This is a genomic window from Shewanella sp. 10N.261.52.F9, assembly GCF_041471165.1.
In the GTDB taxonomy this organism is placed as follows: Bacteria; Pseudomonadota; Gammaproteobacteria; order Enterobacterales; family Shewanellaceae; genus Shewanella; species Shewanella marinintestina.
The window spans coordinates 197,072-220,743 of record NZ_JBFRNX010000012.1; the positions used below are offsets into that span (position 1 = coordinate 197,072).

The following is a 23,672-nucleotide window of genomic DNA, read 5'->3' on the forward strand; positions in this document are numbered from 1 at the left end:
TGTTGTGGTTGTTTTTTAGCTAACAGTTGGCCATTTTATCGATGAGTAAGATAAAAGTAATATGCGTTGGGTAGCATAAAAGCCATTTTGAAGTAATAAGCCGCTCACTATTCGTACAGCGATTTTCTGATGAAGTAAATTTTAGAGTTAGCGGCCAGGTTTGCGCGGTGGATCTTTGAGCGCTTAGGTTGTTGATACCAGGAAAGCTGGGAGAATTTGAACGGTTAGGGGAGGTTAAGTTCTTCTCTAAATCAGCCACCTTATAAAGCTTGAATAATGGTCATTAAGCCCTAGTCATTTGCAGTGCCGGAACTGACGAGGTTAAAAATAGAAAGCACTATATACAACCCACTAAATACAGCCCAAGATAAGTGTTTATTTGGATAAACGGATCTTAAAGGTTACCCACTCTAGTTTAGAAACTGGAATTAAGAAATCTATTTAAACCGGTTCAAAAATAGGATACAAAAAAGCCACTTCATTGAGTGGCTTTTTTGTTTTTATGGTGCCGGCACCAAGAGTCGAACTCGGGACCTACTGATTACAAGTCAGTTGCTCTACCAACTGAGCTATGCCGGCTTATTTGCTTAACAAGTTACTAAGTAAATAGTGAAACTCATTAATAGATGTTGGTGCCCGAACCCGGAATCGAACCAGGGACACGAGGATTTTCAATCCTCTGCTCTACCGACTGAGCTATTCGGGCAACTAAGTATTACGTTAAGTAAATCTTAGATTTGCTACTGCAAACTTCTTGGCTTTAAAGCCTGTCACGTTTGGAGTGCGCGTATCTTATAGCGACTCAAAAAATCCTGCAAGTGCTTTTTTACTTCATTTTGATTGTTCGGCTAGTTTGTGTTCAGCACGCTTTCAAATAACAATCAATTTCCCCTCGTGTATCTACACTCTATTTGAAAAAGCTTCATTTACAGCAGATCCATACCCCCTAATCGTTTTGTTACTACTGCTAAACCCAAAATAATCATGGTTTGACGAGGCTTAGTTGTAAGCCTTTCTAAAAAGTCGAATAAATGTGTCTATATTTGCTGATTTTATATCCAAAAAGTTGTTTGTATGATGAATGCATTAAATAGATGCAAGGAAAGATATGTTACGCAATACAGAAAGGTCTTATGGGCTGCTAGCTATTTTTATGCATTGGGGCTCAGCTGCCGCCGTTATTGGTTTGTTTGCGGTAGGTTTTTGGATGGTCGATTTAACCTATTACAGCAGTTGGTATAGAACAGCGCCTCATCTTCATAAAAGTATCGGCCTAATTCTCTTATTGCTAACCGTATTCAGGTTTGCTTGGCGTTTTTATTCAACAAAACCTTTTGAATTAGCAACCCATAAAAGCTGGGAAAAACGAGCAGGACGCTTAGCTCACAATATGCTGTATTTGCTTATGTTGCTGATTATGTCGAGTGGTTACTTTATTTCAACGGCTGATGGCAGAGGCATTTGGGTATTTGATTGGTTTGAGATCCCGGGTTTTGGCGAGTTAATTAGCAATCAAGCGGATATCGCTGGTGCAATTCATCAATATTTTGCATACGGGCTTATTGCTTTGGTTGTTATTCACGCCCTTGGCGCATTAAAGCATCACTTTATCGATAAAGATCAAACCTTGAGCAGAATGCTCAAGGTTAGGCGCTAATTTGATTTAACTACTCATTATCAGCAATTTATTCAAACACTTATTAAAAATAATTATTTAAGCACTCATTTGAAAATTAAAATGAAATCATCAACAAAGGATAGAACATGAACACAAAATTTATGGCTGTTGCATTCGCTGCTTCACTTACCACTTCTCTGAGTATGACTAATATAGTGCAAGCTGCGGACTATAAAATAGATACAGAAGGTGCACATGCATCAATTGAATTTAAAGTCAGCCATTTAGGTTATAGCTTTGTTGTCGGACGCTTTAATCAATTTCAAGGCGACTTTAGTTTTGATGCAAATAATATTGCAGACTCAAAAGTGAATGTGACGATTGATACCGCGAGCGTAGATTCTAATCATGCCGAACGTGATAAGCATTTACGCAGCAGTGACTTTTTAAATACTGGACAATTCCCTAAGGCAAGCTTTGTTTCTACTTCGGCAGTAGATAAAGGTGACGGAAATTTTGTTATTAATGGTGAGTTTACCTTTAATGGGGTGACCAAACCGCTAGCCATTGATGCACAAATGATAGGAGAGGGACAAGATCCTTGGGGCGGTTACCGTTCTGGTTTTGCCGGAAGCACTGAGTTTGCGTTAAAGGATTATGATGTGAAAGTCGATTTAGGACCTGCATCTGCAAATGTAATGTTAGATCTGGTCATAGAAGGGATCCGACAATAGTCCAAGCGAAATACTATTTATAGTAATAAGGCGCCGCTTAAAAGTTTAAGCGGCGCCTTATGTATTGTGCAGTGAATAGAGCCTTTAGGTGTTACTCATCATCTTTTTGCGGTACGTAGCCTTCGATTTCTACGTCTTTACCTTCAAACAAAAAGTTGATCATTTGCTCTTCAAGAAACTTGCGATCATCAACATTCATCATGTTCAATTTCTTTTCATTGATCAGCATGGTCTGCTTAGATTGCCAAAGGGCCCAAGCTTCTTTACTCACATTGTCAAAAATACGCTTCCCCAAGTCCCCTGGGTACAGCTGAAAACCTAGGCCTTCAGCCTCTTTATTCAAATACACGCAATTTACTGTGCGAGCCATGATTACTCCTTATTTAATACTGAACCTAAGTCGGCTAAAATTCGCTCGGTAGCTGAGGCTAAACCAACTTTAGGTGGATGAGTTAAGTTATACCAGACAGTGGAAGCTTGTTCCATGATCTGGTTATCGCAATATCCACTTACTCGTATCAGTATTGGCTGGATATCGAGGTGAAAGTGACTAAATGTATGTCTAAAACCTAAAAGCTCTTGCTGTGAAGTCAGTTTTAACTGCTTATCTGAAATATAAGAGTCTAATTCTACTCGGCTGCTAAATTGTGGAAAACACCAGAGCCCTCCCCAAATACCAGCTGAAGGACGTTTCTCTAATTGAACTTGCAGTTCATTTTCTATGACCAGTAACCAAGCAGACTTCTCTGGAATCGTTTTCTTTGGTTTTTTGCCAGGAAATTCACTTTGGCGCCCACTTAATTGGGCTTTGCAGTCAATAGCAACGGGGCAGAGTGGGCAGTTGGGTTTGGAACGGGTACAAACTGTTGCACCAATATCCATCATAGCCTGATTATACTTTTGAATATCTTTTGCCGGAGTAAAAGCTTCGGTTAGATGCCAAAGTTGCTGTTCAACAGGCTTTTTACCTGGCCAACCTTCAATAGCACCATGACGGGCTAAGACTCGCTTTACATTGCCATCTAAAATTGGAAAGTTAAGCCCAAGCGATAAAGACAACACCGCACCAGCGGTTGAGCGCCCAATCCCTGGTAGAGCTAATACATGGTCAAAGTCAGTTGGGAATTTACCGTCAAACTCTGACTGCATGATTTGCGCTGCTTTATGTAAGTTACGTGCACGGGCATAGTAACCTAGTCCTGTCCAATAATGCAGGACTTCATCTTGATCTGCTTTGGCCAAGGTTTCGATATCAGGAAAGCGGGCAATAAACTTTTCAAAATAGGGGATAACAGTCGCTACTTGCGTTTGTTGTAGCATGATCTCTGAAATCCATACTTTATATGGGGTTTTGTTTTGTTGCCAAGGGAGTTGTTTACGACCAAAGTTGTCGTACCATTCGATAATTCGAGTTGAAAAAGCTGCGGTAGTTTTCATCGGCGCAGTGTAACTTTAGGCAAAGCTTTAAACAAGGCACTGACCTAGGTTTATCCGTGACAAAGTCAATTAAAGATAGGCACAATTCTATTGATTTAATGGCAAACTAAAGCCACTGTTCGCACAAACTGAGATTCTTGGTATAATTTTGCCACAATAAGGCTTGCACTGAAGGTTTAACTTTGGATAATGCCTTTCTTTTTTAAATAATAGCTGTCTAATGCTAGCGCAGCCTTAAGTGAGGGCGAAAATGAGCGACGTAACAACCGCTGAATTCAATGAAGAAGGTAAATACCTTCGCAAAGTCAGAAGCTTTGTGTTGAGAGAGGGCCGCCTAACTAAAGGTCAAGCTCAAGCAATGGAGCAGCAGTGGCCGCTAATTGGTCTTGACTACACTCCAGAAGCTATCGACCTAGTTGAAGTATTTGGCCGTGAAGCTGATACCGTTTTAGAAATTGGTTTTGGTATGGGCGCGTCATTAGTTGAAATGGCAAAAGCCTCTCCAGAGCTTAACTTCATTGGTATTGAAGTGCATAAACCTGGTGTTGGTGCGTGTTTAGCTGAAGCTGCAGAAGCTGGTGTAACGAACTTACGTGTTTATCACCATGATGCAATTGAAGTGCTAGAGAACAGCATTGCCGAAGGTAGCTTGTCTCGTGTGCAACTTTTCTTCCCAGATCCTTGGCATAAAAAGCGTCATCATAAGCGTCGCATCGTTCAAGCGCCTTTTGCTGAACTGATCCGCAGTAAACTTAAGGTTGGCGGTGTATTCCATTTGGCAACTGATTGGGAAAACTACAGTGAACATATGCTGGAAGTGATGACTGCAGCACCTGGTTATAAAAACCAGTCTGCTACAGGTGACGTTGTTGAGCGTCCAGATCATCGTCCACTAACTAAATTCGAAGCGCGTGGCCACCGTTTAGGTCATGGTGTTTGGGATCTTATGTTTGAGCGCGTTTAATCGCCCCAAAAAACATATACTTTAAAAATAAGTTATCTAGGAGAACAACCATGGCAGCAAACCGTAGCCGTCGCTTACGTAAAAAATTACGCGTAGATGAGTTCCAAGAGTTTGGATTTGACGTTAACTGGACATTTAATGAATCAGTAACAGAAGAGCAAATTGATGCAATCGTTGATCAGTTTATCGACGAAGTGATTGAACCTGCAGACCTTGGTTACCACGGCGGTGGTCATAAAGAGTGGGAAGGTATTATTGCTACTCAAGGTATTGGTAAGTGTACTGAAGAAAACCGCGCTGCCGTTAAAGCATTCTTTGACGCACAACCAGTATCGGATCTCGAGATTGGCGAGCTTTATGATATTTGGTGGGGTTAATGCCTGAATTGGCATTACTCGAAGAGGTCGTCGAAAAAGTTCGACCTCTTTTAGGCCAAGGTAAAGTGGCGGATTATATTCCTGCACTTGCCGAGGTTGATGCTAATAAACTGGGTATTGCAGTGACAACCGCTGATGGTGTCACTATAGGGGCTGGAGATTATCTCGAGCCCTTTTCTATTCAGAGTATCTCTAAGGTTTTTAGCCTTACTTTAGCGCTAATGTTGTATGAAGAAGATGAAATTTGGTCACGTGTGGGTAAAGAACCCTCGGGTCACTCATTTAATTCTCTGGTGCAGGTTGAGCTAGAAAAAGGTTTACCGCGAAATCCATTTATTAATGCGGGTGCTTTAGTCATTGCAGATTTACTGCAAAGTCGGCTTGGCGCGCCTAAACACCGTATGCTCGAAATTGTGCGGGGTTTAAGTGAAAATCATCGGGTCGGTTACGACAAAGTTGTAGCGGCATCTGAATATCAACACAGTGCACGTAACGCGGCTATTGCTTATTTGATGAAGTCATTTGGCAACTTTAATAATGATGTCGATACTGTACTGCATAGCTATTTTCACTACTGCTCATTACGTATGAGTTGCGCAGATCTATCTCGTGCCATGTTTTACCTTGCTAATTCAGGTAAGAGCCTTGCTGGAAAACAGTTGGTTAGTCCGGTGCAAAATAGGCAATTAAATGCTTTATTGGCTACCTCGGGTCTATACGATGGCGCTGGTGAGTTTGCTTATCGTGTTGGTATGCCAGGTAAAAGTGGTGTTGGTGGCGGCATAATTGCTGTAATCCCCGGTGATATGTCGGTTTGCGTATGGTCTCCAGAGTTAGATGCAAACGGTAACTCCTTAGCTGGTACTGCAATGCTCGAAGCATTGAGCCAGACTTTAGGTCGGTCAATATTTTAAATCGAGTGTCAGCTCGATATAGAAAAACCGCAATATCAGTAAGTTTTGATATTTAGCCAATTGTTAGTTTAATTGGCTAAATATATCATCCATTCGATTATTCAAAATCAACAACCTCAAGTTGCAATATCTATCAATGCATTTAAAAACATAGCTTTAGCTATTTTGGCATGCTCTGTGCTTTATCCTAGTCAAGATTGAATAAATCATTTAGATACTAAGCGATAAGGGATTAATGCAATGAAAAAACTACTTACCTCAGTCGGGATCACTGCCGTATTGTTATCAGCGTCTAGCTTACAGACTGTGGCAGCTCACAGTGAGCATGACGTCAATAATGAATGCGAAGTCATGCTTAATTACGATATAACTGTTGAGCCTAAAAAGCTGGTTGTTAGCGAAACTGGTGATGAAAAATATCGTATCGAAATGGACAAACTATTTGTTAATGGCAAGCAGGTTGCACTTAGTAGCCAGCAACAAGCTTTAGTCGAACAATATTCGCATGAGGTTTCTTCGCAAGTACCAGAAGTTATTACGTTAGTGAATGATGCGGTGTCAATAGCTTCAACAGCGGTAAGTCTAGCGCTTACTCCGCTTCTTGGTGATAGTGCTGGGGCGCAAATTGATGAGATGATGGCTGGTCTTGAGGAGCGCATTGAAGAGGTTGCTTATCAGCAAGGAGATACTTTTTATCTAGGTGCGACAGAGTCTTCTTTAGAAGATGCTTTTGGGGAAGAGTTTGAACAAGAGATGGAACAGCTAGTTCAAAACTCTTTGGGAAGCATGATGATGTCTCTAGGCGCGCAAATGATGTCTGGCGACGGCGACTCATTTGAGCAAAAAATGCAGTCTTTCTCAGTAAAAATGGATTCTATTGGCGAAGAAATAGAGCTGCAGATCGAGCAGCAAGCTGATGATATTGAAGCGCGTAGTGAAAAGCTATGTCAAAACTTTAAGTCTTTAGTGGTATTGGAAAAGCAGCTTCGTACAGCTATCCCTGAATTGGCAAGCTATCCCTTGGTGGAGCAAACGAACGGGACTTTACTAGAGTAAACCGTACTTAAGTAAATCTTACTGGACTAACCTGTTGCCTTTGACAGCCTTGCAACACCCCCTGCATCCTTCCTTTGTGCAGGGGCTTTTCTATTTTAAAACCTTTTGAATTTCAACACTGAAACATCGTCTTGTAATAACCCCAAAATGACATATTTGATGAGTTATGGGGAATTTTTGGTATACTTCTAAAAATAAAAGCAAAAACCAATAATTGGTTTCATAATAAAAATCCTACTCTAGCGTACATATATTCACTTAAGATATTGTTTTTATAAATGAAACTTCATGTCTTAGCGATGGAAGTACTATTACTGTCGTAAACACCTTAAGGCGATTTACATGTTAGAACTTTTAGAACCAATCGCAATTTTCACCCATGTGGCACGAGCAGGCAGTTTTAGCTCTGCAGCGAGAAAGTTAGGCATATCTAAGTCTAAAGTTAGTACTCAAGTTGCCGACTTGGAACACAAACTGGGTGTTCAGTTAATACAGCGTACCACCAGAAGTCTAAGTTTGACCGAAGCCGGTCAGCTGTTATATGCCCAAGGTGAAGAGCTATTAAGAGATGCTGACCAAGCTGTTGCTAGTGTTCATAATCTTAATGATGCAACTCGTGGTGTATTGAAAGTGGGTATTTCTCAATCTTTCGGTACCATGCATATAATACCTGCCTTGCCTGAATTTATGGCAAAACACCCTGAACTTGAATTACAAGTTAGCCTTCTTGACCATAAAGTTGATGTCGTCAGCGAAGGTTTAGACTTGCTATTGACTATGTCTGAGCAGCTACCGCTTGGTATGGTGGCACGGCCATTAATGAAGTGCCAATTCCTACTGGCAGCATCACCTTCTTATGTTGAAAAACATGGTGTACCCAATCGTCCTGAACAGTTAGTTGATCATAATTGTTTGGTATATCAAGGCGAATGGCATGAGCACAGTATTTGGCAGTTTAAACAAGGTGATGATTACTGTGAAATTGGTGTAACAGGTAATTTTAGAGTCGATAATGCACCAGCATTAAAGTCTGCAGCGGTAAGTGGTTTAGGTGTGGTTTATCTTGCTAGTTACTTACTTGAAGATGAGCTTGAAAAAGGTACCTTAGTCCCTATTCTAGAAGACTGGCAGTTAACGCATCACTTACCGTTACAAGCTGTTTATCCAAGACGTAAACATTTAGCGCCAAAGGTAAGCGCTTTTATTGATTTTATTAAGGATCATATCGGCACGCCTCCATATTGGGACACACCGCTTAAAGAATTGTATGCAAAACGTAAGTAAATTGGGGAAACATTGTTCTAATTAATGAACAGTGTGAACCACCTCTAATGTAGAGGTTGCTTATTATCTTTTATTTCAGTGTTTTATGCGTGTTGTGTGGCTTGTTTAGTTAAGCTGAATTTAGGCTTGGCTAAACAAGTTGAAATCATTTTGGTTGAAGTTTGTTCTCATTTTAATACAATTGCAGTCAGTTGATTCAAAAGCTCTGAGCCCTATACTGCAGTTGAGAATGACCCCTCTTTGTTGTGATATACAGAGCAGCTAAAAGCAGTTTTGTTTCAATGTTGACAGAAGTTTACGAACTAAAACAATGTCAGCCTTAAAACCATCATCCTAATTTTGGTTTACCCCGGCTTTAACCGGGGTATTTTTCTTTCTAGGCTTTATTAAAACTCTAGCTTTCCTTTCTATTTCTGTTACTTCAAATAGTTTCATAATTTCTTATCGTAAAAGAAAGATAGCGAGTGACGAGCTACTTGCATCATAAAGCACTTGAAAGTGTTGGCTTTATAGCTTTAAGCTGCTTACTTATCTTCAGCAATAGTGACATGTATGGCGTAAAGTCATTTATTTTATGAGACGAGTATTACATTGAATAAATTTATTAAGACATTTTTCCCTCGTATTTTAGGCTCTGTAACTAAAAGCTCTGATGTTGAAACTGAACTTTTAGATATTGAGCTTATAGAAAATAAAGATACTGCTTCTACAGAGACGCTTAGCACTTGTTTAGCCTCTAACGAATATTCGTTTCAGCACCACGGTTTGTTTTATGATGGGCTTATACAGTTACAAGTAATTAAGCGTACCGGTTTTAATACTGACGTTATTAGTCAGTTTGAACTGCTTGAAACTCAAAACTGTGAGCTATTGATTGCCGAGTGGCTTGATAACCAGCAGTTTATCGCTGTTGACTCAACAGGGCGGATTTTTAGCTCGAGATTTAATGCTGCGGAACCGAGTAAACAGAGTCTCTCTGCCATCGCATCACTCGGTCTATATCCAACCAAGGATGCCTGTATCAGCAATGGTAAATTATGGATAGCGGGGGCGCCTAAAGGTGGACGACGCAGTGCAAGCTCTTTGTATTGTGTTGATATAACAGCTAATGCACTGAGTAATGGTAGCCACCTTCAGTTGAATGAAACGAATATATGCAGCTATGACATACCATTTAAGTTTACTGCTGGCAGTATGGTGTGCGTCCAAGGTACAGAGTTTGTGTTCTATCAGCGTGAAAAGCGTAGAACGCATCAACTCGTCAGTTTTAATCCAATCATAGCTGAGACTCAGATATATCACCTTCAAGGTAAGCCTGCACCGGAAGATATCTCTGTGCGTAATACCTTTTTTATGGATAAAAAGCGCGGTGTTGCATTACTTGCTAACACCGAAACACTCAGTGTCTTAGAGTCTAGTGATGAGAACTTCCGCTTTAACTTTGAACTGCAGTTTATCGATTTTAAGCAAAAAAAAGTACTGTGGAGCCATAAAGTCAGAGCGCTTGAGGCTGCACAGATTTGTGCAGAATATCAGGCTGAAGACCATATTGAATCATTGAGGGCGATTGTGGCTGGCGATACTAGCTCAGAACATCATGACGAGCTGCAAACCTTTATTGAATGCCTTACATCAGCGACGATTTCTGCTGATGGCAATAGCATTTGGTTAGGTTGGCAAGATGGAGTGGTACAACAGCTGTCGTTAGCTGGCGACTCAATATCGCCATTATACAAGTTGATGAAAGACAACGGCGATGGCAAACAGCGCTCAGTACAAGTATTTACCCATGATCCTGTTGTCATTAAAGACCAAATTGATAATCAATTGATCGTGGCTGTTGGTGAAGATGAAGATGCGGTCATTTGGCAAGTGGAGCTAGCTGATAAACAAGCAGAGAGTAAAGATAGTGCACTTAGTGAATGCCTGAAAAAAGCTGGAAGTGAGAATGAAAGTCCAACCAACAGCGTTGTGCCAATAGTATGCCTGCCTCTAGAGTTAAGCTTGACTATGCCGGCTAGGTTGGCACAAGCGCCGTCAGCTAATGGGCAGGTCGATATAAGTCTGCAAAATGTCAATGATACTGCTGCTAAGATAGCGTCGCTTACAGAGCTTAACGCGCTTATGCCAAAACTCGAATCCCATTATCTTAAGAGTGGCCAGACATCGCTATTTTTTGGGTTTGTGGCGCAACAAGTCGACAGTTGTGCCGTGCTAAGTGAGTACGATTTGTTTGCTACAGCAGCTTACGATGAAAAGGGCGCAGAGTTATTGGCAAGCATTATTAGGCAGTTTGCGAGTTGGCGCTGTGCCGCGGATTTATCGGGGTTGAAAGGTGCGCCAGTAATGGCTGATGCGGTGCTAGGCTTAGCCGATAAAAGGCAGTATTTAGCGACGCTAGCCGAATATTTTATTGCCATTGGTGGGCAAGAGCCAATTCATCAATTTCATGTAAACAGAACCATGATTGTGATCCGTGAACAACATGCTGATACGCCTGAACTGGCGGCGTTTATGGCAAAAGTGCCATGGCCTTGGAATGATGCAAGCTTTAGCGTGCCGAATGTCGGTGATTATGACTAATAGCAATTAGTATAAAGATTTGATCGCTTAGCGAGAATTTAGCGACACTGAGACAATGCAACGAGTGAAGAGCATAGTTGTTCTACGTTCAAGCTTGTTAAAGCAGTATCAGAGCCGCTAAAACTCGCCATTCTGGAGTGTTTTTGGCTGCCTACTTCTGCGTTGAATAACTTCACAAGAGAGCTACCATTCTTTCAGTTATTCGCCTTGAATTAGTTTGCCAAAAACGCTCTAAGTAGATCAACTTCTTATACTAAGTGGTATAATACTTAACAGCTCTAGATAAAAAAGCCTCGTCAGCAATAATTTGCTGACGAGGCTTTTTCGTTTAATGCTATTAACTAGCTGCTTTGTTCAATCCATAAGTTGATTTCACTTTCTAGTACGTCCAATGGTACAGGGCCATTTTTGAGTACAATGGTGTGGAAATCACGGATATCAAATTTATCACCAAGAGCTTGTTGCGCTTTGTCTCTAAGGGCTAATAGTTTAAGCATACCGACTTTATAAGCGGTTGCTTGTGACGGCATGACTACATGACGTTCAACCATTTTCACTGCATCAGACTTGGCGTTTGGTGTATTAGATACGTAGTACTCAATAGACTCTTCTCGAGTCCACTTTTTAGCGTGAATACCGGTATCAACAACCAAACGGCAGGCGCGCCATAGTTCCATTGCGAGACGACCGAAATCTGAGTATGGGTCAGAATACATGCCCATCTCTTTCGGGAAGTACTCGCTATAAAGACCCCAACCTTCTATGTAGGCTGTATAACCACCGAACTTACGGAACTTAGGCACTCCTTCAAGCTCTTGTGCAATCGCTATCTGCATATGGTGACCCGGCGTGCCTTCATGATATGCCAGTGCTTCCATTTGATATTTTGGCATTGCCTTCATGTCATAAAGGTTTGCGTAGTAAGTACCTGGGCGGCTACCATCTGGTGATGGATTGTTATAAAACGCTTTGCCGGCTGACTTTTCTCTAAAGGCTTCAACTTGCTTCACAATCATCGGTGCTTTAGGTTTGACCTTAAACACTTCATCAAGACGGCTGCTCATGGTATCAATTAATGCCGTCGCTTCCGTTAGGTAAGCTTGGCGACCTTTGTCATCATTGCTGTAATAAAACTGCTCATCTTCACGCATAAACTTAAAGAATTCAGTCAATGAACCTTCAAAGTTAACCTTCTTCATAATGGCGCGCATTTCACTATGAATACGTGCCACTTCCGCTAAACCTAGTTCATGGATCTCGTTAGCGGTCATATCCGTTGTTGTCGTACGTGCAAGGGCATTGTTGTAGTAGGTTTCACCTTCTGGAAACTTCCAAGCACCATCGCGGGTATCGGCTTTGGCTTCAAGCTTAGTCATATAGGCAATAAGCTTGTCGTAGGCAGGTTTTACATCTTCAACAAGAGCAAGTTTTGCCTGACGTAATAGGTTTTCTTTGTCGCTATCACTTATTTCAAGCTTTGATACTTTACGTTTAAAGTCGCTCCATAGTGCGCTGTCTTCTTTGTTTGAACTAGGGTTGAATGGCGCACCGTTAATAATATTCTTACTGTCATTTATCACGTATGGGAATACAAACTTCGGCGCAATAATGCCTTTGCCTTCACGGACCTCTAGTGCAGTTTGTAGCTGTGATAAACGCTTAGGTACACCTTGTAAGCGGCTAATATAAGCCTTGGCATCTTCGACACTGCCAATTTGATGTTGGTTAATTAGGAAAGAAGCTATTTGCGAGTGGCCGCCATACATCTGGTTAACCGGGTAGTTATGGTAGCGCCATTTATCATCTTTAATACTTTGCTCAAGTTTCTGTGTCAGCAGTTGGTAACTCAGTAATGTTTGTCGGTCGAGTTTTCTGGTGTTGATTTGCTTTAGCTGAGCCAAGTGTTTTTTGTCGCGAGCAAGAGCGGCATCATCAGCAGCGTCACCCATTTCATCCCATTTATCATAATCGGTTTTGATACCTAGGTGAGTTTGTGAAATTGGACTAGCCATAACATTTTCCATGAAAATGCTTTCGAATAAAGCGTTGGCTTTTTCTGATTCACTATGTGCCTTATGAGCAACACTCTCACTTGGACTTAATTGTGCTATCGAGGTAGGGGCTGCAATCGCAGTGGCACTAAATGCCAAAGAGAGCGAAAGGGCAATAAAGCTAATATTTGTTTTTATAGGCATTTTTTGGGCTTCCTTAGAATTATGATTATTATCCTAAAGAAGCCGCTGGTTAATTTTTTGATCTAAGTGTTAGCAAATGTGTCTGTATTCGCTGAGTGGTGATTATTAACCATTTAATTCAATGGCTTATTTTATTTTTTGCGTATTAGTATGAATTAATGCACATTACAAAAATTGTGACAGCAGCTCATTGACGAATAAGTGACCTTTGCTAGTGAGCTGCCAATGTTCTTCTGAGTCAGTCATTAAGCCTTTTGCGCAGGCTTGCTTAATCCCTTCGCTAATCGTCGCTCTTGCAAGACCTGTTCGCTGTTCGAACTCAATCTTTGGAATTGGACTCATTAAACGAAGGCGGTTCATTAGGTACTCCAAAGGCCTATCTTCTTGCTCGACTTCAGTTGTTTCGTAGCAGTAGTCATTTGCGGTCAAGTAGCCTTTCGGGTGCTTAATTTTCACAGTGCGCACAATCTTGCTGTCATTAACATTAGTGTTGTTAATCTGGGTGATTTTGCCGTGAGCACCACAGCCGATCCCTAAGTAATCACCAAATTGCCAGTAGTTGAGGTTATGTCTGCATTGGTAGCCTTCTTTGGCATAGGCAGAGATTTCATACTGCTGGTAGCCAAGCGCCGCTAACCGTTTTTGACCTTGTTCATAGATCTGCCATAGATTCTCATCATCTGGTAGTTGCGGGGGCTTAGAGTGAAACAGGGTATTTGGCTCAATCGTTAACTGATACCAAGACAGATGTGGCGGTGCTAAACCTGCCGCGGTTTCAATATCGGCTAATGCTTCGTCAAAACTCTGATCAGGCAAGCCGTGCATCAAGTCTAAGTTGAAGCTTTGGTAACCAGAAACTTTTGCTTTTTGTGCGGCAACCTGTGCTTCATTTTTATCATGAATACGGCCGAGTAAATTGAGCTTATCGCTTGAGAAACTTTGTACCCCTATAGAAAGACGAGTGACACCGGCTTTATTGTAAGCTGCAAAATCATCATGCTCTAACGTACCTGGGTTGGCCTCCATGGTGATCTCAATATTGTCGCTAAAGGGGATAAGTGCATCAACCTCTGTCAGTAAGCGGCCAATATGTCCTGCGTCAAATAAGGATGGAGTTCCGCCACCGATAAAAATGGTGTGAAGCTGTCTGCCTTGCACATAATGTAGGTCTTGTTTGAGATCATTAATCAGTGCATCAACATATTCTGTTTGTGGTAACTCGCCATGTTGACCATGTGAGTTAAAGTCGCAATAAGGGCATTTTTGTACGCACCAAGGAATATGAATATATAGGCTTAACGGTGGCAGGGTTAGCATTAGTTAAAAATACCTTGTTGCTTCATGGCTTCAATTAACAACACAAGTGCTTTACCACGATGGCTAAGCTTATTTTTTTCTTCACTACTTAGATCTGCTGCTGCGCAATCGTGCTCCGCAGGGATAAAAATGGGGTCGTAGCCGTGGCCATTTTCGCCTTGTGGAGCAAAACCTATTGTACCTTCCCAAGAAGCTTGGCAGATAATTGGAGTTGGATCTTTAGCGTGACGCATGTAAACCAATACACACTGAAAGCGTGCATTACGTTGTGTTTGACCATCAAGTGCATTAAGCAATTTTGTATAGTTTTGCTCATCGTTAGCGCCTTCTCCCGCATAGCGCGCAGAGTAAATGCCTGGTGCGCCTTGTAAGAAATCGACCTCTAGACCAGAGTCATCGGCAATCGCTGCATGGCCGGTCACCTCAGCTGCGTTTCTTGCTTTGATAATGGCATTTTCAACAAAGGTGGTACCGGTTTCTGGTACTTCAGCTACGTTTAACTCGCTTTGAGCCAAGATTTCAACGCCGTAATCTGCCATTAATTCTGAAAATTCTTTTAGTTTACCTTTATTGCCACTAGCAAGGACGATTTGATTCATTGGGAGCCCGTAGATGAGTCATAAAATAATGGCGGCAATAATAGCGGAGATACGGTTTTTTCGATAGTAGAAAGGCAATAAAAAACAGGGGCGCTTGGCCCCTGTTTTTAGTGATTTGGCAATTATTCTACGTAAAATTTTTGCTTGAAGGTTAGCGTAGTGTTGAGCTTTTTATCGTACTTAACCGCAATTTTAAAGTTAATTTCTTGGTCGTCACGGTAAGGGACTTCAGCAATATAATAAATGGAATCACCTTCACGAATTTCTCTAAATTTCAGATCAATCCGAGCATCGAGTAAGTTATTGGCAACCCCCGAAATTTCTACCGGAACCGCAGGATTGCCTTCTACACTGGTATCGAGCACTGCGATATTAATAATACCTGTGTAACTACTGCGTTTTATCCCGTATGACTTAGCAATACTGGGAGTTAAAAAGGTACTGCTGAGAGCGACATAGTGGATATCGAAATTACCCACTTTTTCTTTTTGTTCGGCGAATGCGGTACTGCTTAGACAAAAGCAGAGCACTAGCATAGTGGTTAATAAGCGGATCATATTAGCTTTCCTTAAATGATATCTTGATAACAGTATAGAACTTAACCGGCCTCAATGCCCCATAGTAATGGTAAGTACAAGGTTACAATAGGTTTTGTACTTCCTCAGGGATAAGTTTCGGGTCGATAATCCTAACTTGCTTGTGGCGACCCATTTGACCTTTAACGATTTCAATATCCCCTTTAGGTACTTTAAAGGCTTTAGAGAGGTACTTAGTGAGGTGAGCGTTAGCTTTTCCATCAACGGGGGGAGCGGTAATGGCTATTTTGATTTCTTCGCCATGAAGACCAACAATCTGATCGCGACTCGCTTTAGGCTGGATATAAAGTTGTAGCAGCAGGTTTCCCTGCTGCATCTGTGCTGGAGTCACTATACGCTAGCCCAAAATGGAACGTATTGTGCGAGCAAAATGTTTAAAAAGTTTAGGATAATCATCATCACTAACAGTGATAAATCTAAACCACCCATGGGTGGTAATATGCGGCGAATTGGTGCAAGTAATGGCTCTGTTAATTGACCCATGACCATTTCAATTGGATTACCCCCTTGGCTTACCCAGCTCAAGATCGCACGTAGAATTAACATCCAGAAAAGTAATACACCAGCTTCTTTAATCACTGACACAAGTGAGATGAGCAGTAACGTTGGCACGTTAATCGCTGCGCCAGCCATCAAGCTTAAGATCACAAACTTGAGTACGACTACCGTAATCGCAAGTACAAACGATGCTGTATCAAAGCTACCAAATGAGGGCAATACGCGGCGCATCGGGCCGACAATTGGGTGTGTCGCTTTAACAATAAATTGGCTAAATGGATTATAGAAATCGGCTCTAGCGAGTTGTAGCCAAATACGCAGTACCACGACCATCAGGTATAAGTCGAATACTGTGCTGATTAGAAAACTAAATGCATTCATCTATTTACTCTACTTGTTTAAATTAAATTAGTACTGCTTTGCCATTTCTTCAGCGCGGGCAATGCAATTGCTCATTGCGCTGTCGACTAGGCCTCGTAAATCACCTTTTTCAAAGGTCTCGACTGCTTGTGCTGTAGTGCCGCCTTTAGACGTAACGTTAGCTCTAAGTTGCGCCAAGCTTACATCTGGGTTTTGTTTAACCATTAACGCCGCACCCAGTGCTGCTTGTTGTGCCATTTCTCTAGCGGCTACTTCTGACATACCACCTTTGACCGCACTTTCCACCATAGATTCTAAAAATAGGAAGAAATAAGCAGGAGAGCTACCAGCAAGGGCGATAACTTGGTTTAAGTCTGCTTCTTTTTCAACCCAAACTACTTCACCACCGGTTGCCATCAAGGTTTCGCAAATTACTTTTTGCTCGGCAGATATATCGTCGCCAGCATAAAGTCCTGTTAAGCCTACACCTATTTGCGTCGGGGTATTAGGCATAGTGCGTATTAGTTTGATCTCTTGCTTAAAAAAATCACTGTAACGTTTAGCGGTTACGCCTGCGGCGATGGTGATAATCAGTTTGTTAGATAGATCTAAGCCGCTAAGTTCTTCACCGACAACTTCCATAAAGTGTGGTTTTACGCCTAGCACAATCACATCTGCATTTTGAGCAGCAGAAACGTTGTCATTAGACACATTAATACCAAAGTCACTGACCATGGCATCTAGCTTAGGTTGGCTTGGGTTTGTGGCTTCGATAAGGGCTGGGTTGTAACCACTTTTCACAAGACCGCTAACGATACTGCGGGTCATATTACCTGCGCCAATAAAGCATACTTTTTGTTGTGTCATGAAGATCTCTTTTTGTTTTAGTTGGTATATAGCTACTTTAGTTATTAATGTTTGGGCTGAATCGTTAAATACAAGCAGCAGCGTTAAAAATAGCTAACGCCGCGGTTTATGTTAATACGACTTTAATCCATTTTATATTGCTGTTTTTACTCCGTGTATAAATTACACGGTATAATTTCGTTCGCCAAAAATGGCACTACCAATACGCACCATAGTTGAGCCATGGTCTACAGCAAGTTCTAAGTCATTGCTCATACCGACAGATAGCGTGTCGACAGTGTCAAAGCGCTGTGCAAGTTGCAAATATAAGTTGTGCAGTGCCGCTAATTCCTGGCTGGCTGTTTGCTCATCAACATCGGCTGATGGAATTGCCATTAAGCCGCGTAATACCAAATTAGGTAGCACTGCTAAGCTATTAGCCATTGCTAACACTTCAGTTGCTGCAACGCCTGACTTACTCGGTTCATTACTAATATTGACTTGAATACAGATATTCAGCGGCGGCATATTGTCAGGGCGTTGTTCACTTAAGCGCTTAGCCACTTTTTCACGGTCAACTGTATGCATCCAATCAAAGAGGCTAGCGACCACTTTGGTCTTATTTGATTGTAAAGGACCGATAAAATGCCATTCAATATCTGGGTACTCTTGGCTAAGTGAATTAATCTTCATTTCGCCTTCTTGTACATAGTTTTCACCGAAGCGGCGTTGACCCGCTTGATAGGCTTCAATGATGTATTCATTAGGCTTGGTTTTGCTAACCGCTAAAAGTTGTATATCTTCTGCCCGACGAGAGGCATTTTGCGCTGCTAGGCTGATTCGATGCTGGGCGATTGCGAGTCTGTCTGTTATTGTTGTCATCTTGTAAGTTTTTGGTTGAATGGATATCCCAAACTATGGAAATCACAGAGTTACTTGCCTTTAGTGTAAAACACAATGCGTCAGATCTACACCTTTCTGCAGGTGTTTCTCCCATGATCCGTGTTGATGGTGAAGTGAGAAAGATAAATCTACCAGCTTTAGATCATCAAGGTGTACATAGTCTCGTCTATGACATCATGAATGATAAGCAACGTAAGGACTATGAAGAACATTTAGAAATAGATTTTTCTTTTGAAGTACCGGGTTTAGCGCGTTTTCGTGTTAATGCTTTTAATCAGTCTCGCGGTGCTGCAGCTGTATTTCGTACCATCCCGAGCGATATTTTAAGTTTGGAGCAATTAGGCGCGCCTGAAATCTTCAAAAAGATCTCTAGTTTCCCGCGCGGTTTAGTATTAGTTACTGGCCCAACCGGTTCAGGTAAAAGTACCACTTTGGCGGCGATGATTGATTACGTGAACGAAAACCGCCATGACCACATTCTTACGATTGAAGATCCGATAGAATTTGTACATCAAAACAAGCAATGCTTGATTAACCAGCGTGAAGTACATCGCCATACTCATAGTTTTAATGCAGCACTTCGTAGTGCACTTCGTGAAGATCCGGATGTCATCTTAGTTGGTGAGATGCGAGATCTTGAAACCATTCGCTTAGCAATGACGGCGGCTGAAACTGGTCACTTAGTGTTTGGTACTTTGCACACCACCTCAGCAGCTAAAACTATTGACCGTGTGGTCGATGTTTTCCCTGAAGGTGAAAAAGGCATGGTGCGTACTATGTTGTCAGAATCTTTACAGGCAGTCATTTCACAAACACTGATCAAAAAAGTCGGTGGTGGTCGAGTTGCCGCCCATGAAATTATGATGGGTACACCAGCTATTCGTAACCTTATTCGTGAAGATAAAGTGGCGCAGATGTACTCTGCGATTCAAACGGGTATGGCTCACGGTATGCAGACGCTCGATCAATGTTTACAAAACTTGGTTAATCGAGGCCAAATTACTCGTGAAGATGCCTTAGCAAAAAGCTCTAATAAACAAGCTAACTTTTAATAGGGATAGTTAATCTATGGATGTTCGTCCTTTTCTAAAAGTGATGATTGAGCGTAAAGCTTCAGATTTGTTCATTACTGCGGGATTTCCACCGAGCGCTAAAATCGATGGTGAATTACGTCAATTGGGTGAAAGCCCGTTTACACCGGCGCAGTCTCTAGACTTTGTAGAGTCATTAATGACTGATGTGCAAAAGCAGGAGTTTCACGAGTCGCGAGAATGTAACTTTGCCTTCTCTGCGAAAGATTTTGGTCGTTTTCGTGTCAGTGCATTTTGGCAGCGTGAATCACCCGGCTGTGTAATGCGCCGAATTGAAACCCAAATCCCCGATGTTGATGACTTAATGTTGCCACCAATTTTGAAAGATTTGGTAATGAGCAAACGTGGTTTGGTGATCATGGTAGGTGGCACAGGTACAGGTAAGTCAACGTCACTCGCTGCACTAGTGGGTTACCGTAATAACCATGCCCGCGGACACATTTTGACTATTGAAGATCCTGTGGAATTTGTGCATGACCATAGGCAGAGCATTATCACCCAGCGCGAAGTTGGCATTGATACTGAGTCATTCGATGCAGCGCTTAAGAGCTCTTTGCGTCAAGCGCCAGATGTGATTTTGATTGGTGAAATTCGTAGCCAAGAGACCATGGAGTTTGCACTGTCTTTTGCTGAGACGGGTCACCTCTGTATGGCAACATTACATGCCAATAATGCCAACCAAGCGCTCGACCGTATTATGCACTTAGTGCCAGAAAGTAAGCATCATCAGTTGTTGTTTGATTTATCGTTAAACTTGCGCGGTATTGTGGCTCAGCAACTGGTGCCTAAAAGTGATGGTACTGGCAGACGCGCGGCAATTGAGGTACTAATTAACACTCCACGCGTGGCGAGCTTGATAGCTAAGAATGAGCTGCACTCATTGAAAGAGACGATGTCTAAATCTAATGAACAAGGCATGCAGACTTTTGACCAAGCATTATTAAAGCTTTATACCGATGGAGAAATTAGTTACGCCGATGCGCTGCACCATGCTGACTCGCCAAACGATTTACGTTTGATGATCAAGTTGCAGAGCTCAGATCCAACAAGTAGCAGCTCGATGGATGGTGTAACACTTAATTTAGATTAATACGCTTGAGTGATTGGTTTGATTATTCAGAGTTAAATTAAGCACAAACTGGCAATATTTTATTGCCAGTTTTTTGTTGCTGTTGATCTTTAAGTTATTTTCAACGTATCAGCACATAACATTTTTAAGTTTAGGGAGTTACCTTGGCTAAGTATTCTGGGTTGACCAAAGAGGTCGGACATAAAAAGCGTGGCAAAACCGGTGTGCTACTGATGAATTTAGGCACGCCAGATGAACCTACAGCGTCATCGGTTAGGCGGTATTTAGCGGAGTTTTTGGCCGATCCCCGTGTGGTTGAGATCCCGAAGCTAGTGTGGATGTGTATTTTGCACGGGATTATTTTGCGTGTGCGCCCAGCAAAGTCTGCGGCGCTCTATAAGCAAGTGTGGACCGAGCAAGGCTCGCCACTTATGGATATTACCCGTCGGCAGACACAAAAGTTAGCAAGCTATTTTGAGCAAGTTGGTGAAGACGTATCAGTAGAGTTTTGTATGCGCTACGGTGAGCCATCTGTGGCATCAACGCTTAAAAGAATGCATCAGCAAGGCGTTGATAAAATGGTGGTACTCCCGTTATATCCACAATATGCTGCGCCGACAACGGCATCGGCATTTGATGCGATAGCAAAAGAGTTGACTAGTTGGCGCTATCTGCCAGCGCTGCACTTTATTAATACCTATCATGATCACCCTGACTTTATCGATGCATTAGCCGCTTCGATTGCTAAAGACTTTGAGACCAATGGCAAGCCGCAAAAACTGGTATTGTCCTACCACGGTATGCCTGAGCGTAATTTGCATTTGGGCGATCCTTATTATTGTTTCTGTATGAAAACTACAAAGTTGGTGGTTGCAAAGCTGGGATTGGCTGACGATGACTACATCACAACTTTCCAGTCGCGTTTTGGTAAAGCCAAATGGTTAACGCCATACACAGATGCAACGATGGAGTCATTACCTGGGCAAGGGGTTAAAGATATTGCGGTTGTCTGCCCGGCATTTAGTGCAGATTGCCTAGAAACGCTGGAAGAGATTGCCGGTGAAAACCGTGAGATTTTTGAACAGGCGGGCGGTGAAAACTATCGTTATATTGCCGCACTGAACGATGATGATGCACACATTAAGATGATGGCCAATATTGTTAAGCCGCACATTTAAGTTTTTTATCTCCATAGATAAAAGTAAAAGGGAGGCTAAGCCTCCCTTTTTTATATTGAGCCAATCTTTTTACTGCTAGCTTTTACTCGCCGTATTGATTCTCAAAATAACTTTCAACAATTAATACTGCTGACATAGCATCAACTTGGCCTTTGGTTAGCGCTTTATAACCGCCCATTTCAAACAGTCGTGCTTTGGCATCTGCAGTGGTTAGACGTTCATCTTGGGTAGCAACCTTTACGCCAAAGCGACCACTTAAGCGGTTGGCAAACTTGCGCGCTCTTTGGGTCATCTCTTGCTCAGTGCCATCCATATTGAGTGGTAAGCCTACAACAACGAGATCTGGTTTCCACTCTTCAATCAATGCGCCAATCTCTTCCCATTTAGGGATCCCATCTACAGCTTTAATTGATAATAGTGGTCTTGCGCTAGCAGTGAGCTCTTGTCCAATCGCAATACCAATACTTTTAGTACCGTAATCAAATCCTAAGACGCTTTTATCGCCCATTTAAGTTTGTTCCTATCTAATAATCTATCTTGAATTGGCGTTATTACGCATGCCCTGCAAGGTTGGAGAGCTGCCAGATATCAAAGCCTAATGATTCAGTGGCTTGTTGCCAGCGTTGCTCATGTTCTACATCGAACAATAACTCTGGAGTGGCGGGGATTGATAGCCAAGTATTTTCAATAATTTCTTGCTCAAGCTGACCACGTGTCCAACCTGCGTACCCTAAGGCAATAAGAAACTTTTCAGGGGCTTTATTCGAGCCTAAACAGGTCAATACATCTTGCGATGTCGTCAGCATGATCCCATTGGTAATCTCGTCGCTATTATTCCAACCGTCTTGGCTTGTATGTAGCACAAAACCTCGCTCAGGATTTACTGGGCCACCAAGGAGTACTTCACCTTCGATGCCAGTTACTGGCGTTGGCTCTTCATTTAGCTCCATTTGATCGAGAAGTTCATCGACGATGATACCGCTCGGCTTATTGACGACAATTCCCATGGCACCTTTTTCGTCATGCTCACAGATGTAGATCAGTGAACGTTCAAAATAGGTGTCCTGCAAAGAGGGCATCGCAATTAAAAAGTGGTTCTGTAAACTGTCCATAGACTTTTCCATATCAGCTTGCTGTTAACCACCGGCTAATTTAACGGTGTAATTGAGCTTTTCTAGCAAAGTCTTGATTTGCTCTCTATTGTCAGTTTGTACTTCAATGTTGAACTCTTTAACTGTACCGCCACAACCACATTGTTTCTTTAGTTTCTGGGCTAATGCTTTTAACTCTTTTTCAGGAAGCGCCAAGCCTTTAATGACAGAAACACCCTTGCCTTTGCGACCCTTACTGTCTTTATGAATTCTTACAATACCGTCGCCTTCAGGTGCCGATTGGGTTTGTTTTTCAGGCGCAATTCTGCCGCCATCGGTGCTATAGACTAAAGATACGTTTGGATCGGATTTCATATATATGGTCGTTGATGAACTGATAGCGCCAGTTTAGCAAAGTTACTTGGCTTTCGGGAGAGGTTTAGGCTTGGAGGAACTGATTCTGATGATATTAACGCTGCTAGGATGTCGAGCCACCTAACAGCGTTTGAGTTTTAAAGGTATAGCGCAAGTTCAATCAGTAACGATGCAAAAGTCAGTGTTGCCAACAAAGCGATGTATTTGTGGGTACTTGGTAAGGCGATGGCACATGAGGTTAAAACAAAACCAATTGCGGTGCCGGCAAAATGAGTCACTGGTGCACTGGCAATAGCGATAACCAGCCAGCTAAGCACAAGTATTGGTAAGATAACTAAAGAGTGTTTTGTAAGTTTATCGACTGAAGAAGGCTGGGTGTCAGAATGGCTAGACACTTTTTCCGGCGTGATAATAAAGACGACACTGGCGATAGCAAACGCTGCGATAAACCAAAACATAATGATATACTCAACAAGGTAATTGATAATCATTATCATTAAGTGGCGTTCTTAAGTCAAGCTTAACAAGTGGGTGAATTACTAAAATTGAGTTGTAGATTAAGACATTGCTCTGTAAGCTAATTATTA

General features: G+C 42.0%; 25 protein-coding genes and 2 tRNA genes. 11 read left to right on the forward strand and 16 right to left on the reverse strand.

The annotated features are described in order from the left end of the window. Positions 1–503: 503 nt before the first annotated feature. Positions 504–579 (reverse strand) — tRNA-Thr (locus AB4298_RS08600). A 51-nt stretch (positions 580–630) separates the two neighbouring features. Next, positions 631–706, reverse strand: a tRNA-Phe gene (locus AB4298_RS08605). Between the two features lie 402 nt (positions 707–1,108). On the opposite strand from AB4298_RS08605, the gene AB4298_RS08610 reads away from it, so the two are divergent. Both AB4298_RS08610 and AB4298_RS08615 read left to right on the forward strand, forming a co-directional pair. After that, a complete protein-coding gene (locus tag AB4298_RS08610) occupies positions 1,109–1,657 on the forward strand; it encodes a cytochrome b (RefSeq protein WP_371986349.1) in 549 nt (182 codons plus the stop codon). Between the two features lie 122 nt (positions 1,658–1,779). Then, positions 1,780–2,352, forward strand: coding sequence for a YceI family protein (locus AB4298_RS08615; RefSeq protein WP_371986412.1), 573 nt, complete (start codon positions 1,780–1,782; stop codon positions 2,350–2,352). A 91-nt stretch (positions 2,353–2,443) separates the two neighbouring features. Here the strand turns inward: AB4298_RS08615 and AB4298_RS08620 are convergent, their stop codons facing one another. Together AB4298_RS08620 and mutY are read right to left on the reverse strand one after the other, a co-directional pair. Continuing rightward, positions 2,444–2,722: an oxidative damage protection protein gene (locus tag AB4298_RS08620; protein WP_249000394.1), complete on the reverse strand. Its 279-nt coding sequence runs from the start codon at positions 2,720–2,722 to the stop codon at positions 2,444–2,446. 2 nt (positions 2,723–2,724) lie between these two features. Further along, positions 2,725–3,789, reverse strand: coding sequence for an A/G-specific adenine glycosylase (mutY, locus tag AB4298_RS08625; RefSeq protein ID WP_371986351.1), 1,065 nt, complete (start codon positions 3,787–3,789; stop codon positions 2,725–2,727). Between the two features lie 250 nt (positions 3,790–4,039). Between mutY and trmB the strand changes: the two genes are divergently transcribed. The 6 genes from trmB (at position 4,040) to AB4298_RS08655 (ending at position 10,967) form a co-directional block, all read left to right on the forward strand. Next, positions 4,040–4,753 carry a tRNA (guanosine(46)-N7)-methyltransferase TrmB gene (trmB, locus tag AB4298_RS08630; RefSeq protein ID WP_249000392.1) on the forward strand — a complete coding sequence of 238 codons (714 nt, stop codon included), beginning with the start codon at positions 4,040–4,042 and terminating at the stop codon, positions 4,751–4,753. Between the two features lie 50 nt (positions 4,754–4,803). Continuing rightward, the gene (locus AB4298_RS08635) at positions 4,804–5,130 is read left to right on the forward strand and encodes a YggL family protein (protein ID WP_249000391.1); all 327 of its coding nucleotides are present in this window, start codon (positions 4,804–4,806) and stop codon (positions 5,128–5,130) included. Next, positions 5,130–6,044: a glutaminase B gene (gene glsB, locus AB4298_RS08640; RefSeq protein ID WP_249000390.1), complete on the forward strand. Its 915-nt coding sequence runs from the start codon at positions 5,130–5,132 to the stop codon at positions 6,042–6,044. Before AB4298_RS08635 ends, glsB begins: the two co-directional genes overlap by 1 nt. Before the next feature lie 240 nt (positions 6,045–6,284). Continuing rightward, positions 6,285–7,100: a YggN family protein gene (locus AB4298_RS08645; RefSeq protein ID WP_249000389.1), complete on the forward strand. Its 816-nt coding sequence runs from the start codon at positions 6,285–6,287 to the stop codon at positions 7,098–7,100. Between the two features lie 342 nt (positions 7,101–7,442). Then, the gene (locus AB4298_RS08650; protein WP_220781900.1) at positions 7,443–8,384 is read left to right on the forward strand and encodes a LysR family transcriptional regulator; all 942 of its coding nucleotides are present in this window, start codon (positions 7,443–7,445) and stop codon (positions 8,382–8,384) included. Between the two features lie 591 nt (positions 8,385–8,975). Next, entirely contained in the window at positions 8,976–10,967 is a 1,992-nt protein-coding gene (locus tag AB4298_RS08655; RefSeq protein ID WP_371986353.1) for a hypothetical protein, read from the forward strand. A gap of 341 nt (positions 10,968–11,308) precedes the next feature. Here the strand turns inward: AB4298_RS08655 and AB4298_RS08660 are convergent, their stop codons facing one another. From AB4298_RS08660 to AB4298_RS08695, 8 genes are all read right to left on the reverse strand, one after another. Beyond that, on the reverse strand, positions 11,309–13,162 hold the full coding sequence (locus AB4298_RS08660; RefSeq protein ID WP_371986354.1) for a DUF885 domain-containing protein: 1,854 nt from the start codon (positions 13,160–13,162) through the stop codon (positions 11,309–11,311). Between the two features lie 165 nt (positions 13,163–13,327). After that, entirely contained in the window at positions 13,328–14,479 is a 1,152-nt protein-coding gene (gene hemW / locus AB4298_RS08665; protein WP_371986355.1) for a radical SAM family heme chaperone HemW, read from the reverse strand. Further along, positions 14,479–15,078, reverse strand: coding sequence for an RdgB/HAM1 family non-canonical purine NTP pyrophosphatase (gene rdgB, locus AB4298_RS08670; RefSeq protein WP_371986357.1), 600 nt, complete (start codon positions 15,076–15,078; stop codon positions 14,479–14,481). The genes hemW and rdgB overlap by 1 nt, the downstream gene beginning before the upstream one ends. Positions 15,079–15,200: 122 nt before the next feature. Then, positions 15,201–15,635 (reverse strand): DUF4426 domain-containing protein, encoded by a 435-nt coding sequence (locus AB4298_RS08675; protein ID WP_249000384.1) that lies wholly within the window; start codon positions 15,633–15,635, stop codon positions 15,201–15,203. A gap of 82 nt (positions 15,636–15,717) precedes the next feature. Then, positions 15,718–15,990, reverse strand: coding sequence for a DUF167 family protein YggU (gene yggU, locus AB4298_RS08680; protein WP_283107343.1), 273 nt, complete (start codon positions 15,988–15,990; stop codon positions 15,718–15,720). Positions 15,991–16,004: 14 nt separating this feature from the next. Continuing rightward, positions 16,005–16,553: a YggT family protein gene (locus AB4298_RS08685; protein ID WP_249000382.1), complete on the reverse strand. Its 549-nt coding sequence runs from the start codon at positions 16,551–16,553 to the stop codon at positions 16,005–16,007. Positions 16,554–16,580: 27 nt separating this feature from the next. Continuing rightward, positions 16,581–17,399, reverse strand: a complete 819-nt coding sequence (gene proC, locus AB4298_RS08690; protein ID WP_371986358.1) for a pyrroline-5-carboxylate reductase — start codon at positions 17,397–17,399, stop codon at positions 16,581–16,583. 162 nt (positions 17,400–17,561) lie between these two features. Then, a complete protein-coding gene (locus tag AB4298_RS08695) occupies positions 17,562–18,260 on the reverse strand; it encodes a YggS family pyridoxal phosphate-dependent enzyme (RefSeq protein WP_371986359.1) in 699 nt (232 codons plus the stop codon). Between the two features lie 35 nt (positions 18,261–18,295). Between AB4298_RS08695 and AB4298_RS08700 the strand changes: the two genes are divergently transcribed. The 3 genes from AB4298_RS08700 to hemH all read left to right on the forward strand — a co-directional run bounded on the left by AB4298_RS08700 (position 18,296) and on the right by hemH (position 21,619). Next, on the forward strand, positions 18,296–19,333 hold the full coding sequence (locus tag AB4298_RS08700) for a type IV pilus twitching motility protein PilT (protein ID WP_249000379.1): 1,038 nt from the start codon (positions 18,296–18,298) through the stop codon (positions 19,331–19,333). Between the two features lie 16 nt (positions 19,334–19,349). After that, entirely contained in the window at positions 19,350–20,462 is a 1,113-nt protein-coding gene (locus tag AB4298_RS08705) for a PilT/PilU family type 4a pilus ATPase (protein WP_371986360.1), read from the forward strand. Positions 20,463–20,605: 143 nt separating this feature from the next. After that, positions 20,606–21,619 (forward strand): ferrochelatase, encoded by a 1,014-nt coding sequence (hemH, locus tag AB4298_RS08710; RefSeq protein ID WP_371986361.1) that lies wholly within the window; start codon positions 20,606–20,608, stop codon positions 21,617–21,619. Between the two features lie 82 nt (positions 21,620–21,701). Here hemH and ruvX read toward each other — a convergent pair whose 3' ends face one another. From ruvX to AB4298_RS08730, 4 genes are all read right to left on the reverse strand, one after another. Further along, entirely contained in the window at positions 21,702–22,127 is a 426-nt protein-coding gene (gene ruvX, locus AB4298_RS08715; protein ID WP_220781888.1) for a Holliday junction resolvase RuvX, read from the reverse strand. Between the two features lie 43 nt (positions 22,128–22,170). Further along, positions 22,171–22,731 (reverse strand): YqgE/AlgH family protein, encoded by a 561-nt coding sequence (locus AB4298_RS08720; RefSeq protein WP_249000376.1) that lies wholly within the window; start codon positions 22,729–22,731, stop codon positions 22,171–22,173. Between the two features lie 24 nt (positions 22,732–22,755). Continuing rightward, positions 22,756–23,085, reverse strand: coding sequence for a stress response translation initiation inhibitor YciH (yciH, locus tag AB4298_RS08725; protein WP_249000375.1), 330 nt, complete (start codon positions 23,083–23,085; stop codon positions 22,756–22,758). A 137-nt stretch (positions 23,086–23,222) separates the two neighbouring features. After that, entirely contained in the window at positions 23,223–23,582 is a 360-nt protein-coding gene (locus tag AB4298_RS08730) for a hypothetical protein (protein ID WP_371986363.1), read from the reverse strand. Between the last annotated feature and the right edge of the window lie 90 nt (positions 23,583–23,672).